General features: G+C 53.0%; 15 protein-coding genes. 9 read left to right on the top strand and 6 right to left on the bottom strand.

Translation table 11 applies throughout. The features are described 5' to 3' along the window. Nucleotides 1-3: 3 nt before the first annotated feature. Nucleotides 4-1,341, bottom strand: a complete 1,338-nt coding sequence (locus tag ACW8F6_RS02735; RefSeq protein WP_491574305.1) for a glutamine synthetase family protein — start codon at nt 1,339-1,341, stop codon at nt 4-6. A gap of 209 nt (nt 1,342-1,550) precedes the next feature. On the opposite strand from ACW8F6_RS02735, the gene ACW8F6_RS02730 reads away from it, so the two are divergent. After that, complete coding sequence (locus tag ACW8F6_RS02730; RefSeq protein ID WP_491574304.1) at nt 1,551-2,849, top strand: NAD(P)/FAD-dependent oxidoreductase; 1,299 nt, start codon at nt 1,551-1,553, stop codon at nt 2,847-2,849. Nucleotides 2,850-3,046: 197 nt separating this feature from the next. After that, nucleotides 3,047-3,727, top strand: a complete 681-nt coding sequence (locus ACW8F6_RS02725) for a TetR/AcrR family transcriptional regulator (protein WP_491574303.1) — start codon at nt 3,047-3,049, stop codon at nt 3,725-3,727. Nucleotides 3,728-3,739: 12 nt separating this feature from the next. Here the strand turns inward: ACW8F6_RS02725 and ACW8F6_RS02720 are convergent, their stop codons facing one another. Then, the gene (locus ACW8F6_RS02720; protein WP_491574302.1) at nt 3,740-4,009 is read right to left on the bottom strand and encodes a hypothetical protein; all 270 of its coding nucleotides are present in this window, start codon (nt 4,007-4,009) and stop codon (nt 3,740-3,742) included. Nucleotides 4,010-4,066: 57 nt separating this feature from the next. Here ACW8F6_RS02720 and ACW8F6_RS02715 point away from each other — a divergent pair, with 57 nt between their 5' ends. The 4 genes from ACW8F6_RS02715 to cysB all read left to right on the top strand — a co-directional run bounded on the left by ACW8F6_RS02715 (nt 4,067) and on the right by cysB (nt 7,703). Further along, the gene (locus ACW8F6_RS02715) at nt 4,067-5,077 is read left to right on the top strand and encodes a quinone oxidoreductase family protein (RefSeq protein ID WP_491574301.1); all 1,011 of its coding nucleotides are present in this window, start codon (nt 4,067-4,069) and stop codon (nt 5,075-5,077) included. A 31-nt stretch (nt 5,078-5,108) separates the two neighbouring features. Then, the gene (locus ACW8F6_RS02710) at nt 5,109-6,008 is read left to right on the top strand and encodes a 5'-nucleotidase (protein ID WP_491574300.1); all 900 of its coding nucleotides are present in this window, start codon (nt 5,109-5,111) and stop codon (nt 6,006-6,008) included. Nucleotides 6,009-6,068: 60 nt separating this feature from the next. Continuing rightward, nucleotides 6,069-6,590, top strand: coding sequence for a universal stress protein (locus ACW8F6_RS02705; protein WP_491574299.1), 522 nt, complete (start codon nt 6,069-6,071; stop codon nt 6,588-6,590). A 138-nt stretch (nt 6,591-6,728) separates the two neighbouring features. Continuing rightward, a complete protein-coding gene (cysB, locus tag ACW8F6_RS02700; RefSeq protein ID WP_491574298.1) occupies nt 6,729-7,703 on the top strand; it encodes an HTH-type transcriptional regulator CysB in 975 nt (324 codons plus the stop codon). 66 nt (nt 7,704-7,769) lie between these two features. Here the strand turns inward: cysB and ACW8F6_RS02695 are convergent, their stop codons facing one another. The 3 genes from ACW8F6_RS02695 to ACW8F6_RS02685 all read right to left on the bottom strand — a co-directional run bounded on the left by ACW8F6_RS02695 (nt 7,770) and on the right by ACW8F6_RS02685 (nt 10,669). After that, nucleotides 7,770-8,105 (bottom strand): hypothetical protein, encoded by a 336-nt coding sequence (locus ACW8F6_RS02695; RefSeq protein WP_491574297.1) that lies wholly within the window; start codon nt 8,103-8,105, stop codon nt 7,770-7,772. Nucleotides 8,106-8,177: 72 nt separating this feature from the next. After that, nucleotides 8,178-8,906 carry a phosphoadenylyl-sulfate reductase gene (locus ACW8F6_RS02690; protein ID WP_491574404.1) on the bottom strand — a complete coding sequence of 243 codons (729 nt, stop codon included), beginning with the start codon at nt 8,904-8,906 and terminating at the stop codon, nt 8,178-8,180. A 383-nt stretch (nt 8,907-9,289) separates the two neighbouring features. After that, nucleotides 9,290-10,669 (bottom strand): anthranilate synthase component I family protein, encoded by a 1,380-nt coding sequence (locus tag ACW8F6_RS02685; RefSeq protein ID WP_491574296.1) that lies wholly within the window; start codon nt 10,667-10,669, stop codon nt 9,290-9,292. Between the two features lie 103 nt (nt 10,670-10,772). On the opposite strand from ACW8F6_RS02685, the gene ACW8F6_RS02680 reads away from it, so the two are divergent. The 3 genes from ACW8F6_RS02680 to ACW8F6_RS02670 all read left to right on the top strand — a co-directional run bounded on the left by ACW8F6_RS02680 (nt 10,773) and on the right by ACW8F6_RS02670 (nt 12,602). Then, nucleotides 10,773-11,696: an alpha/beta hydrolase gene (locus tag ACW8F6_RS02680; protein ID WP_491574295.1), complete on the top strand. Its 924-nt coding sequence runs from the start codon at nt 10,773-10,775 to the stop codon at nt 11,694-11,696. 9 nt (nt 11,697-11,705) lie between these two features. After that, entirely contained in the window at nt 11,706-12,017 is a 312-nt protein-coding gene (locus ACW8F6_RS02675; RefSeq protein ID WP_491574294.1) for a Rieske (2Fe-2S) protein, read from the top strand. 87 nt (nt 12,018-12,104) lie between these two features. Further along, complete coding sequence (locus ACW8F6_RS02670) at nt 12,105-12,602, top strand: putative 4-hydroxy-4-methyl-2-oxoglutarate aldolase (protein ID WP_491574293.1); 498 nt, start codon at nt 12,105-12,107, stop codon at nt 12,600-12,602. 251 nt (nt 12,603-12,853) lie between these two features. Here the strand turns inward: ACW8F6_RS02670 and ACW8F6_RS02665 are convergent, their stop codons facing one another. Then, nucleotides 12,854-14,446: an isocitrate lyase gene (locus tag ACW8F6_RS02665; protein ID WP_491574292.1), complete on the bottom strand. Its 1,593-nt coding sequence runs from the start codon at nt 14,444-14,446 to the stop codon at nt 12,854-12,856. Nucleotides 14,447-14,665: the final 219 nt, after the last annotated feature.

The raw sequence follows: 14,665 nt of genomic DNA, 5'->3' as shown, positions 1-14,665 counted from the left end.
CAATTACACGTTTAGCAATAAGTACTCGCGCTCCCAGGAGGTGATCACCCGGTTAAACGCTTCAAACTCTTCCATTTTTACTGCGGCATAGGCCTTGATAAATTCCGCACCAAACACGTCTTCGAGTTCTGGGCAGTCAGTGAGTAAATTCAGCGCGTGTAATAGATTGCGAGGCAGTTCAATTTCTCCGTCTTCGGACGCGTGGCCCTCGCAGGGCGGTGTGGGCGACAATTTATTTTTCATGCCAAGGTAACCGCAGGCTAGGGAGGCAGCGAAGGCAAGATAGGGATTAACGTCTACGCCGGGGAAGCGGTTTTCCACGCGTTTGCCAGCAGGAGAGCTATCGGGAACCCGAATGCCTGCGGTGCGGTTATCGTACCCCCACTCGAGGTTTACTGGCGCGGCAATGTCCTTTGCAAAGCGGCGATATGAATTCACATTGGGCGCAAAAAAAGAAATGGTATTGGGGATGTAGCGTTGCAAGCCGCCAATATAGTACTTGAATAGTTGGCTTTCTTTACCCTCGCTATCCACAAAAATATTGTTGCCCTCTGCGTCCACCACACTTTGGTGTATGTGCATGGCGCTGCCCGGCTCGTTGGTCATGGGTTTAGCCATGAAGGTTGCGTAGATTCCGTGCCTGAAGGCCGTTTCACGCATAGTGCGTTTAAAAGTAAAAACCTGATCTGCTAGATCCAGCGCGTTGCCGTGCACAAAATTGATTTCAAGCTGTGCGGCACCCGATTCGTGAATCAGCGTATCAACATCCAGACCCTGGGCCTCACAATAACGATACATGTCGTTTACTATGGGTTCGTACTCGTTGCAGCCGTCAATGCTATACGATTGGCGAACTATTTCGCGGCGCCCCGAGCGGCCGGGTGGCGATGTCAGCTCGTAATCTGGGTCGGTATTTTGGCTAACGAGATAGAACTCAACTTCTGGTGCAACGACTGGCGTCCAGCCTTCTTTTTCGTACAGCGCCAAGACTTTCTTTAGCACGTTGCGGGTTGCCATGGGGTGGGGCTCGCCGGAACGGGTGTAGCAGTCGTGGATGATCTGCGCGGTGGGCTCTTCAGCCCAGGGTACGATTCTGATGGCATTGGGGTCTGGCTCTAGCAACATGTCCGAATCGAGCGGTTGCACAAGGTCCCAATGGTTATCGACATACTCGCCTGTGACTGTTTGCACCAGAATACTTTCCGGTAAGCGGCTATCTTCTTTTATGAACTTGTGCGCGGGAATGAATTTCCCCCGAGCGCTGCCCGTCATATCGGGTACTAAACATTCAACTTCGGTTATGCCGTTTTGTTTGAGCCAAGCGTCTATGGAATCAACCATGGTGCACCTATGGGAGCTGTGGGTGAATAGATTTAACAGTAAATGAAGGCTAGCCCAGCTACAACGGGTGCGCTGGCAAAGACGTCCTTAACCCAAATGGGGCTTGCGTAGACGTGCGCCTGTACCTACTATGAAACCGAATTATTATTCAGTCTATGCTCAGGCTGGATGAAACACAAGATCCCCATTTGGGTCAGCCCGGAGGCTGTATGAACCGTATTTGGCACGAAACTCGGCGGGCACACACCGACTCTTACTATGCCGCCACGGCAAACGAAGGTTTTGATGAAGGCGCCTTGGAAGGACAGGTGCGCGCAGATGTCTGTGTCATAGGTGCGGGCTATACGGGCGTATCCACGGCGCTACATCTGGCGGAAAAGGGTTATCAGGTAGTTGTGCTAGAAGCCAATAAAATTGGCTGGGGCGCCTCCGGTCGCAATGGGGGGCATGTGGGGACAGGACAGCGCAAGGATCAGGCCGACCTAGAGGCAAGCCTGGGCTTCGAGCGAGCTAAATTGCTCTGGGATTTTGGTCTAGAGGCAGTGGCTACCGTAGAAGAGCGGATTAAGCGGCACAAAATCGCCTGTGATCTAAAGCAGGGCATTTTGCATCTAGCCAATAAGGCCAGCGAGGTAGAAGGGTTGAAAGCCGGCGTTCAGACCTTGCGCGATCGCTATCACTACGAGGAGGCTGAGTTTGTCGACCGCGACGCGGTACAGCAGATGGTGGGCAGCGCGGGCTATCACGCGGGCTACTTGGACCGGGGGTCTCGTCATTTGCACCCGCTCAACTATTTACTGGGGCTAGCCAAAGCAGCAAAGCAGGCGGGTGTCCAATTTTACCAAGATTCCCCGGTAACGCATTACGACAAGGGTGAACCGGCGCAAGTGCACACGGCGGCAGGCTCGGTGCAGGCAGCCTATGTGGTTTTTGCTACTAACGGCTATTTACACAAGCTGGAGCCGCGGTTGGCCCGGAAAATTATGCCCATCAATAATTTTGTACTGGCCACAGAACCGCTCGCCGAGTCAGTGGCGCGCTCGCTCATTCGCGACGACGTGGCGGTGCAAGACTCCCTGTTTGTTATTAATTATTGGAAGCTGTCGGGTGATAATCGACTGATTTTTGGCGGTGGTGAAAACTACACTAGCCGCTTCCCGTCAGACATAAAGCAATTTGTTCGCAAGTATATGCTTAAGGTTTACCCGCAACTCGCGGAAACACGCATTGAGTACGGCTGGGGCGGCACGCTGGCCATTACGCTCAATCGCATGCCCAGTTTTGGTCGTTTAGAGCCAAACGTGTTTTATGGTCAGGGCTATTCAGGTCACGGTGTACCCACGGCTACTATGGCCGGTAAATTACTAGCCGAGGCGATCAGCGGCACGGCGGAGCGATTTGATGTGCTGGCGAGTTTGCCGCAACCCATGTTTCCCGGCGGGACGCTACTGCGCTGGCCAGGTCTGGTGGCGGGGATGTTGTACTACAGCTTGCTCGACAAGCTGTAACTTTCGAAGTCTAGGTGCGGCGCCGACGGAATTCGCCGGTGGATAGGTAAAATTGAGTTATAATTTGCGCTAAATACTGATTTTTTATAGGGTTTATCTATTAAAAGATCAGCAAGTTTCAGTGCTGGCAGCCATAGCTCTCGTTTTGAGTCAAATTTTCTGGACGCTGACCACACCTGCGCGGAGCCCAAAACGCCTTGAACAACCGGACGGAAAAACGCACTAATTCAGTGGTCCCACGTCGCCAGCCCGTGCAGGAGCGCGCCAAGCTTCGCACGCGGCAAATTCTGGATGTCACCGCCAAGTTGCTCGGCGAAGTGGGGTTTGACGAGCTCACCACCATCTTAATCGCCAAGGAGCTCGCGATATCCGTCGGGTCGCTGTACCACTATTTCCCGAACAAGCAGGCCATTCTTTACGCCTTAGGGGACCGATGGTTAGAGACTATGTCCCAAGCCCTGACCAGCATTGAGCAAATGCCAGTGGAGACCATGGACTTGGCAGCGGTTGTTGATCGCGCCGTCGATCGGATGCTGGAGGTATACCGCGATGAGCGCGCCATATTGCCGCTAGCCCAGGCCATGTGGGCAGTGCCCGAATTACGCGACCTGGATGAACGGCACGACGCGATGATCATCGAGCGCATGATGGTGATTTTTAAGCGATTGGGCTTTGTTTCCAGCGACAACGAATTGAACCGATTAGGGCGAGCCTACCTGGAAATGACGCACGCCTTGTCGCTAGTGGTTGTCAATCAGGTCGGACGGCGTTCGGAAAGGACCCTCGCTGATTTAAAGCGGCTGGTGTATACCTTGTTAGCGCCACACAAAACAGACGACATTGTTGTCGCTGGCCCCAATGATATAGAAGGGCCATAGTGGCGCAAAAGACTAACGCGGTGGCTGTTTCGAACGTCGCCGCTGCTCTGTGTAGAGCTGAAGCAACAGTTTTTGATTGTGTAATGCCAGAGCAGCAGTCATGCGGATGGCCAGCAATAAGGTCAGCAAAAGCAGGGGTGGCAAATACCAGGCGCTAGCGGGTGCAATGCTCACCAGCTTAAAAATCAACAGGCCAATCAGTGGCAAGGCAACCCAGCGCTGCCCAAACAGCGTGGCCAGATCACTGACCGCATCCAGCCAGCGGTAGCGTTTATTTGACATGCTGCCCTCCAAAAATCACCTACAGACAAATAGCCTAGACAATTAAGAGAGACTTGGATGAAAAACCGACGCATCGTATTTAACCAGGTGGGTGACGAGTCCGTACTCACATTGGCGTCTGCCGAATTGCCCAAGCCGGCCGCAGGCTTTGTACGCGTCAAGCACGCCGCCATTGGAGTTAATTTTATTGATACCTACCACCGCGGCGGACTCTATCCCGTGTCCTTGCCCTCGGGATTAGGCTTAGAGGCTGCAGGTTGGGTCGATGCGGTGGGCGAGGGCGTTACCGGCTTCAAGCCGGGCGATCGAGTGGCCTATTGCGGTGGCCCGCTCGGCGCATACAGTGATTATCACTGCGTAAATGCCGAACAATTGCTCACTCTGCCGCAAACACTGGCTTTCGACACTGTGGCAGCGTCCTTACTAAAGGGTTTGACCGCAGCTTACCTTTTGCACGAAACGGTATCCCTTAATAAGGGGGATTGGATTTTGGTGCATGCGGCTGCCGGCGGCGTGGGCCAGCTTCTCTGTCGGTGGGCGGTCGCCATGGGATGCCGGGTTATTGGCACCGTTGGCTCTGTGGCCAAATTCGAGGCGGCCAAGGCCTGTGGCTGCGAAGCGGTGCTTAATTACCGGGCCGAGGACTTTGTCAGTGAAGTGGATCGCTGCACCGGCGGCGCAGGCGTACGAGTTGTGTACGATGGCGTGGGCAAGGATACCTTCGAACGCTCCCTGGAGCTGCTGGCGCCCAGAGGCTACATGGTGACTTTCGGTAATGCCTCGGGTCCAGCTCCCGAGGTGAGCCCTCTTGTACTGGCACAAAAGGGGTCGTTGTTTTTAACGCGCCCCACCTTGGCGCACTACACGCAAAACCGGGCAGAGCTTGAAGGTTTGTGGCAAAAATTGGCCACTGCAATGGCGGCGCCCTGGTTTGTCTCGGCTATTCACGCGCGTTACCCCTTGGCGGACGCGGCGCTTGCGCACCGTGCCCTTGGCTCGGGCCAAACCCAGGGCGCTTTGGTATTACTAGCTGCTGCGGCAGAGGCGCCTGTGGAGCAGGGCGTGTAAGATAGCCAACGTTTTATTGCAGAGAAAGATCATGAAATACCTGCCGGATCAGAAGAAACTGGTGATCGCCATTTCAAGCAGAGCGCTGTTTAACCTGGACGAAAGCCATCGCGTCTTTATGGAAGAGGGGCTGGAAGCCTACGCCCAGTATCAAATAGATCGCGAGGAAGAGGTGCTACCCAAGGGGGAAGCTTTTCCTTTGGTTGAAAAGCTGCTGAGATTAAACGACAGCCTGAAGGATCACGCTGTCGAAGTGATATTGCTAAGCCGAAACAGTGCCGATACCGGCCTGCGGGTTTTTAATTCGATTCAACACTACGACTTGCCGATCATCCGCGCCGCCTTTTGCGGCGGCGAAGACCCCTATCGGTACGTAACGGCATTTGGCTGCCACCTGTTTTTGTCCACCGATCCCAATGACGTACGCTCGGCACTGCTAGAAGGCGTGGCGGCGGCCACCTTGTTGGCAACTAAGCAGCCCAAAGAGGCGCGCACCCAGCTGCGTTTTGCCTTTGACGGTGACGCTGTGGTGTTTTCCGATGAGTCTGAGCGCATTTACAAGACCCAGGGACTTGAGGCGTTTGCAAAAAATGAGCGGGAGGCGGCCAAGCTACCTTTGACCGGCGGGCCTTTTAAACCCTTTCTGGCGGCATTGCACAGTATCCAGTCTGAGTTTGGTCTGGACAATTCGCCAATTCGTACCGCCTTAGTGACCGCCCGATCCGCTCCGGCACACGAGCGGGTTATCCGCACTCTGAGGGCTTGGGACATTCGAATCGACGAGTCATTGTTTTTAGGTGGTATGAGCAAGGCCAGCTTTTTGAAGGCCTATGGTGCAGACGTGTTTTTTGACGACCAGCAAACCCATTGCAGTGCAGCCAGCGAGCATGTCGCCACCGGGCACGTCCCCCACGGTGTGGCCAACGAGTAGCGGACCGCGAGAGCGCTGCTATGCTAAAAGCATGTCATTCACCTGCGGTTCGGTGGCTTTATGATAGAGAGGATTGTGTGTGGTACTGACCTCGGGCCGCAGACGTCTTATTTGATATATCACGCCGTCTACCTTGCCCGCCAATGTGGCGCCAAAGTGGAGGTTGTGCATGCGGTAGAGCCCCTGGGAAGCTTTGCCAAGGCTATTTTTAGCACCTACGCTGGCACTGCAGAAAAGCATGCCCACCAAGCCATCGACAAGATTTTGGCCAATATTAAAGAACAGGTCGTCGACAGCCTGGCCGAAGATTATATGGCGGGCATGGAGGATCTTGGCACTATCTGTGATGTGGTGGTGGATCAGGGCCCGGCCGCAGAAGTGATTTTAGCGCATGCGCGCGCCAGCAAGGCAGACCTTATTGTGATTGGCGGGCAGAGTACCCGCGGCGATGGCGTGCCGCTGCTTGGGTCTGTGGCCACTAAAATCCTTCAGCGCTCGCTCATCCCCGTGTTTACCATCCCCCTGGCCCAGCGCCATCTCGAGGGCGACCTGAGCCAAGGCGAGCAACTTGGCCTTTGGTGACTATACTCAGCCTGCTGTTTATGACGAAAACGCGCGAAAGACTGGCAAAGGCAAAAAAACCTATCTATTCTCCATTAGAATATTTCTGCTGATTCTTATAACAGCTAAAACGTTTCAGCGGCCAATCGGAGGGCTTGTATGAAATTGCAACAACTGCGCTATATCTGGGAAGTGGCACATCACGACCTTAATGTGTCAGCCACCGCGCAGAGCCTGTATACCTCGCAACCCGGTATCAGTAAACAAATTCGCTTGCTGGAAGATGAACTGGGCGTGGAAGTCTTTTCCCGCAGTGGCAAACACCTTACCCGTATCACGCCCGCAGGCGAAGCGATTCTGAAAACGGCGGGCGAAATACTGCGCAAAGTCGAAAGTATTAAACAGGTTGCACAGGAGTTCAGCAACGAGAAAAAAGGTAGCCTCTCCTTGGCGACCACTCACACCCAGGCGCGATACGCACTGCCCAAGGTAATTGAGTCTTTTATAAAGGCCTACCCCGAGGTGTCGCTGCATATGCATCAGGGAACACCCATGCAGATATCTGAAATGGCCGCCGACGGCACAGTGGACTTTGCGATTGCCACAGAGGCGCTCGAGCTGTTTTCGGACCTGGTGATGATGCCCTGTTACCGCTGGAACCGATGTGTGGTGGTGCCGCGCAATCACCCCCTTTGCCAGCAGTCGACGCTCACTCTTGAGGCTGTGGCTAAGCACCCGATCGTGACCTACGTTTTTGGTTTTACGGGGCGCTCCAAATTAGATGAAGCCTTTATCGAAAAAGGTTTGGCGCCCAAGGTGGTGTTCACCGCCGCCGATGCCGACGTCATTAAAACCTACGTTCGTCTTGGGCTAGGCATAGGTATTATCGCAAAAATGGCCTATAACGAAGAGGTCGACAAAGATTTGGTTGCTTTGGATGCTAGCCATTTGTTTGCCGCCAGCACTACCAAAATTGGCTTTCGTCGCGGAACATTTTTACGCGGATTTATGTACGATTTTATCGAGCAGTTTGCGCCGCATCTTACTCGCGAGGTGGTGGATCAAGCCTATCAGAAGCATTCCAAAGCCGAGCTTGACGACCTGTTTGACGGCATGGAATTGCCAACCTATTGATGGCTCAGCCATAAAAAACGGGGCCTTAGCCCCGTTTTTTATATTTAGTTATCTCGCCTACAGCCGTTATAAAAAATCAAGATCGGGATTATTGCTGAGAATTTCCGTGGCCTCGTCGGAGGCACTGGTTTTCTGCTCCAGTACATCGCGCAGGAACTTCATATAAACTGTGTACACCAGCGGCTCCTCGCCTGGTTTTTCTACCACAAAAAAAGGGGCGCGATGCACATCAAGTTTCGCCGCAAGCTGCATGCCTGGAGAATTGTTGTCGCGCTCATCGGCGATTATTACCTCATCAATGGCGTGCATATGCCCGGCGCTTTCAAGTTTTTCTAATACGTCCGCACACTTTTTACAAGGGCTACCGTCAGCCAGTATTTTTTTAACCAAAGTAATTTTCACAGACACATCCCATTTGCGGTATTAATTCAAAAGCAGCCATAAGCGCCATTTTGCTAGCAGCGGTAGGGCCGTTTAACGTTTCACATTGTCGGCGTGTAAGCCGCACTCTTTCTTGGTCGCCTCTTCCCACCACCAGCGCCCCTCTCGCTCGTGTTGATTTGGTCCCACTGGCCGTGTACAGGGTTGGCACCCGATAGAGATAAATCCGCGATCATGCAGTGCGTTATAGGGCACATTATGGGCGCGGATATAATCCCACACTGCCCGTGAACTCCAGTTCGCAATCGGATTGAACTTAGTGAGACTGCCGCCGGTTTTGGCAAAAAGCTTATCATCCTGGATTACGGGAATATTGGCCCGCGTGCCTGGGCTCTGATCCTTGCGTTGTCCGGTAACCCAAGCGTCCAGCGTTTGAAGTTTCCGCTGCAGGGGCATAATTTTACGGATACCACAGCACTCTTGGTGGTTGTCTTCGTAAAAACTGAACAAGCCTTTGGCAGACACGAGCTGCTGCACGGCGTGTGTATCTGGATACAGTATTTCCAAATTCAGCTTGTAGTGTTTCCGAACCTGCTCTAAATACTCGTAGGTTTCTGGATGCAGCCGCCCAGTGTCCAGACTGAAAACCTGCACCTGGGGGTCGATTTTTTTGGCCATGTCAATCAGTACAATGTCTTCAGCGCCGCTAAACGACAGTGCCAAATCGGCATAGTTGTCAATGGCGTACTCTAAAATCTCCATAGGTGAGGCCGATTCGAGTTGCGCATTTAAATCTACAAGTGTAATGGGATCGTCCGTCATGGATTGCCTATGAGTGCCGCGCATGATGCGCATTAGAATGCCAGAAAAGTAGGCAATTTTAGCAAAGCCTTTTATAAGATATAAGCAATCAATAATTATAGTTTTATAACCTTCGTGTCTTAGCTGTAACGCCAGCAGTTCGTGGAACAATGGCTGTGTTTTAGCCAAAAAACACTACATTTGGTGTTTTCGGATTAAATAGTGAGCAGATGTGGTGTAGGCGGTACAACTTTCGTCCAAATGTTAGGCTGTAAATCAGCCTAATTGTTTGTTATTTGCTCTTTTTTTAGATTGAGTGGTTATATGTTCCACGGGGAACATGTAGCGTAATACAGCTTGTGTTGGCGAGGCCGGCATTGCGTGAGCACGAGTACCTGAGTGACCTATATCTGTGACGAGTCTCTGCCCAGCAAGTTCGCAACCTTGGTGAGGGATTCCTGGTATTCATCCTCGACGATTGAGCCCGCAGTGATAGCACCGCCGCCCCAACAAGTCAGGCTTTCAGGACTTGCGATTAAACTTCTAATGGTTATGTTCGAATCCAAATTGCCATTTTGGCTCAGGTAAAACAAGCTACCGCAATAGCCACTGCGACTGCCAGCTTCCAGCTCGTCGATTATCTCCATTGCTCGGTGCTTGGGCGCTCCTGTCACTGACCCGCCAGGAAAGCAGGCCGCTAACAATGCCAGCGGCGTTTGGTGCTCTGAGAGCTGACCGCAGACACTGGACACTAAATGATGCACGTTGTTAAAACTTTGAAGTTCAAACAATTTGGGTACCCCCACGCTTCCGATGGCGCAAACCTTTCCCAAATCGTTGCGCAGGAGATCCACGATCATCAAGTTTTCAGCCCTGTCCTTAGCGCTATTTTGTAGTGCGCGGGCTAGTTGTTGATCCTCCTTCGGGTTGCTGCTGCGCCTTGCGGTCCCTTTTATAGGTTGTGCGAGTACCTTGCCTTGCTGTGCGCTGACCAGGCGCTCCGGGGACATGCTTAAAAGTGCTCGCGCCTTGTCTATGGCGAGGTAGCCGCCCATTGGGCCGGGCTGCCGTTGCCGTAATGCTCGGTAGCGATCAATGTTGCTTGCCTCGGGTTGGCGCGAACTAAAGCGCTGCGTGAGATTTATTTGGTAACAATCGCCAGCAAGAATATATTGCTGTATTTTACGAAATGCACCTTCGTAAGAGTTAACGTTAATATGATTTTCTAAGTTGTTGATATCTATGGTTTTATTCTCTGGAATATTGTCGGCTTTGGCGCAGATAGCCAACACCTGCGCTCGCAGGACAGGCGGGCAGTCGGGTAAAAAACACAGGCTAGTTTCCCGCCTATAGGCATCTTGTACCAACGCCCAGGGGTAGTAGCCAACAGCTAGGTCGGGGAAGTCAAGGTCGCTGTGGCTGGGTGAGCCTAGCTGGTGCAGGCGGCCAAACTCGTAGCCCAGCAAGCCCGCCAAACCGCCACAAAAGGGCAGTGAGCAGTGGGCGGGGGAGGCGGGCTGCATATCCCCCAGTAGCGCCCATACTTGAGCGGCATCCCGCACAGTCACGTGGCGCGTTTCGCCCTGGTATGTATGGGTCAAAGTGCCGCCCTGCAAACTCAACCACTGTTGCGGAGCAGCGGTAATGATATGATACCGGGCCGTTTTATGGCCACTCAGACCGCTATCAAAAAACACCGTATGAGGCAATTCTTCAAAGTGTGCCAACCAGCTACTCGGGTCATCCAGATAGGGGGCAGCGATCAATTCAGGTTGCTCGGGCATAGGTGTGCAGTGTGGGTGGGTAATCGGGCCGCAATTGTAAGTGTTTGGGCAACGCAAGCCAAATGAGTCATTCATCTAAAGCACAGTGTAAAGGGGGCGCTCCATGAGCGCGCAGTTGGGTGTAAAAAGCAGCAGCGGATTGTTTCCTGCTGTATTGAAAGAAGCCGAATTAAAGGGCGACTATGTTGAGGATGTGTACCTGCTGAAACCGGGTAACAGCATGGATCGAACCGTAGAGTTTGCGGTGACACATTTGAGCGTGCCGGGCAAACGCCGTGCCGAATTGCCACCCGTAGTACTGGTGCACGGCTTGTATCGCAATCGGCAGCAATGGATAGCCGCAGGCCAAGGATTGGCGATGGCACTAATCAATGCCGGCTACGATGTGTGGCTACCGGAGCTACGCGAGCACGGCAGCTCGCCGCTGCGGGCAGAAACCCACGGACCGCTAGAAATTGCCGAGTGTGATCTACCGGCGGCAGCGATGTTTGTACGGGAGCAGACTGGGCAAGCTGCCGTATTTATCGGTGTCGACGTCAGCAGTCTCGCCCTTCTGTATGCCTACCAGGCGGGTTTGTTGTCCCGTAACTTAATAGCGGGGCTAGTGTCGTTAGGCGGCCCCTGCGATAAGGAATCGATGAGCTTAGGGCAGCGTATTGCAGACGCTGGATTGCGCAAGCGATTATTGCAGGAGCCGGGTGGCGACGAGCCAGAGCGTCGCGAGTGGTTACGTATTTGGCGCAGGCGTTTTGGACTGCTTACGCGCTGGCGTGGTCAGCCTGTAGAACCACTGAAGCTGTTTCTGAGCCAGCCACGCCAGGTTTTGCATATTTTTGCACCGGAACAATTTGCCGATCGGCTCAAGCGCTGGCGGCATCTTCCAGCAGTCTCTGTGCATTTACTGGCGGATACGTCATCTGGCTACATCAGTGCGCGCGAGTGGCTGTTACAGGAGCAGAGCGTACATCAAATCATGCCGGGCCTGGTTCAGTCGATTCAGGAATTTACCGCTCAACACAGCCAATAGGACAGTATTTTGGCCTACCACCCATTGGAAAAAGTTATACATTTGCACGACGGCTATTGCCGGGCCTTTCAAGTGAATGGTCACGCTCTATTACTGGTGCAGGACAATGGCCGGCCGTATGTTCTAGTTAATCGTTGTCCCCATATGGATGCCCGGATGGACAGAGCACAGGTGCTGGACGGGCGTATTCGCTGCCCTGTTCACGGAATAGCATTTTCGCTGGATAGCGGCGTGGCAGAGGGGCCCTTGGCACACTGCCTGAAGCAGCTTGAAAAAGTACCCCATTGTTTTGATGGGGCCACTATCGGCGTGGACTTATAATCAATATCCATTTGATCGATGGCGGCGGCCGCACACGTGGCGTAATTCAATGCAATAATGGCGCAACCTATTTAAAGAGGAGCGGTCATGTCTGCGACGCCTTTTTCCACCCCCGATTTGTCGGACACGTATGGCACAGAAGTACAGTGCCTAGAGCTCAATCTGCGCGACTTTGGCGGCCACAGCTGTTTTTCTGGCGCAGCGGTGACAGTGCGCTGCTTTGAAGATAATTCAAAGGTAAAAGCTCTGGCCTCTACACCTGGCGAGGGTAGGGTCATGGTAGTCGATGGCGGCGGCTCGCTTCGCAAAGCACTGTTAGGTGACATGATCGCAGAGCAAGCTGTACACAACGGTTGGGCAGGGTTTGTCATTAATGGCTGTGTACGCGATGTGACGATATTGGCCACTCTGCCACTGGGTGTTAAAGCCCTAGCGCCATGCCCGGTAAAAACGGACAAGCGCAACCTCGGAGATGTGGATGTCGGTTTACGCTTTGGCGGTGTGAACATTCGCCCAGGGGATTATGTGTATGCAGATGCGAACGGTGTTTTGATCGCTGAACGATCGCTGAATTTCGCGGACTAGGGCCTAAAACAAAATAGGTGGGCCAACGAATGCATGCCGAAGAGCGGTCACTAGTCGACTAGCGTGACTGCTTCACCTCACTCTAAAGTATTTTCTGTATAACGCAAAAACAATGCCGTGAGTCTGCAGGTGGCACCTCGCAACGCAATTGTTATCGTTTGTTTACTTCGACCGATCCATGAAAAATGATAAAGTTTGGCAGATAAAAAAAGGGGCTGAATTTCAGCCCCTTTTTTCGTTGTCGCTTAGAATCAGAATTGATTCATGGTGTTGTCTTTGCCAGAGGCCTTCAGCGCAGCATCGCCTGAGAAGTACTCTTTGTGATCGTCGCCCATGTCCGAACCGGCCATGTTCTGATGTTTCACACAGGCAATACCCTGGCGAATTTCTTGACGCTGGACACCTTGCACGTAAGCCAGCATGCCTTCGTTTCCGAAGTAGCCCTTGGCCAGATTATCGGTTGACAGGGCGGCAGTGTGGTAGGTTGGCAAGGTAATCAGGTGGTGGAAAATACCAGCTTCGCGCGATGCATCCTTCTGGAAGTTCTGGATTCGCTGATCTGCTTCCTGAGCCAACTCGCTATTGTCGTAATCTACCGACATTAAGTTATTGCGGTCGTAGGAAGATACGTCTTTACCGGCTTCTACCCATGCGTCAAATACCTGCTGGCGGAAGTTCAGCGTCCAGTTGAACGATGGTGAATTGTTGTACACCAGTTTGGCATCGGGCACTGTTTCGCGAATACGATTAACCATGGCGGCAATTTGGCCAACGTGCGGCTTTTCAGTTTCGATCCACAGTAGATCGGCACCGTTTTGCAGTGACGTGATGCAATCGAGTACAACGCGGTCTTCACCGGTGCCCTGGCGGAATTGGAACAGACCACTTGCCAGTCGCTTAGGACGCAACAGTTTGCCATTGCGGTTGATGATCACATCGCCATTTTTCATATCCGCAGGCGCTACTTCCTCGGCATCCAGGAAGCTGTTGTACAGATCACCCAGGTCACCCGGTTCGTTGGTAACAGCGATTTGCTTAGTTAAACCCGCGCCCAGTGAATCGGTACGCGCAACAATCACACCATCTTCTACGCCCAGCTCGAGGAAGGCGTAGCGCACGGCGCGAATTTTGGCCAGGAAGTCGGCGTGTGGCACTGTGACCTTGCCGTCTTGGTGGCCGCACTGCTTCTCGTCAGAAACTTGGTTTTCAATCTGGATGCAGCAGGCACCAGCTTCGATCATTTTTTTAGCCAGCAGGTAGGTGGCTTCTTCGTTACCAAAGCCGGCATCGATGTCGGCAATAATGGGAACCACATGGGTTTCGTGATTGTCGATTTTCGCTTGGATTTCGGCAGCCAGCTTCTGGTCGTCTTTAGCGCGCGCATCGTCCAGCTGACGGAACAGTCCGCCCAATTCGCGGGCATCGGCTTGGCGCAAAAAGGTGTAAAGCTCTTCGATTAGCGATGCAACGGACGTTTTTTCGTGCATTGACTGATCGGGCAGAGGGCCAAACTCGCTGCGCAATGCAGCTACCATCCAGCCTGACAGGTAGAGGTAGCGACGCTTGGTGCTGCCCAGGTGCTTTTTAATTGCAATCAGCTTTTGCTGGCCGATGAAGCCGTGCCAGCAACCCAAGGATTGGGTGTACTGCGCGGTGTCTGCGTCGTAATTAGCCATGTCTTCGCGCATGATCTTGGCGGTGTAACGGGCGATGTCCAGACCGGTTTGAAAACGGTTCTGGGCGCGCATACGCGCAGCATATTCTGGGTTAATGGCTTCCCATTTTGCGCCTTGTGCTTCACGCAGGGCGGCAACGGCGGCGATATCGTTAGTGTACTGAGACATGGTGTAGTCCTTCCCGTTCTTGGGTTAATGATCCCGAGCTGGCGCCTTGAGAGCAGGCAGCCCGGTAAGCATTGGTCGCTTGAGAACAAGTCTAGGATCTGCACCAAGATTTGCCTAATTTATAGTTATTATTGCGGATATCAGCAATATGAATTATGGTGTGCGGAAAATATTGGCCGAATAGTGCAGTAGGGGCCAAGCTCGCGGAGCTATTGAGAG

It is taken from the genome of Simiduia sp. (assembly GCF_058345725.1).
This window is presented reverse-complemented; position numbering and strand designations above follow the sequence as displayed.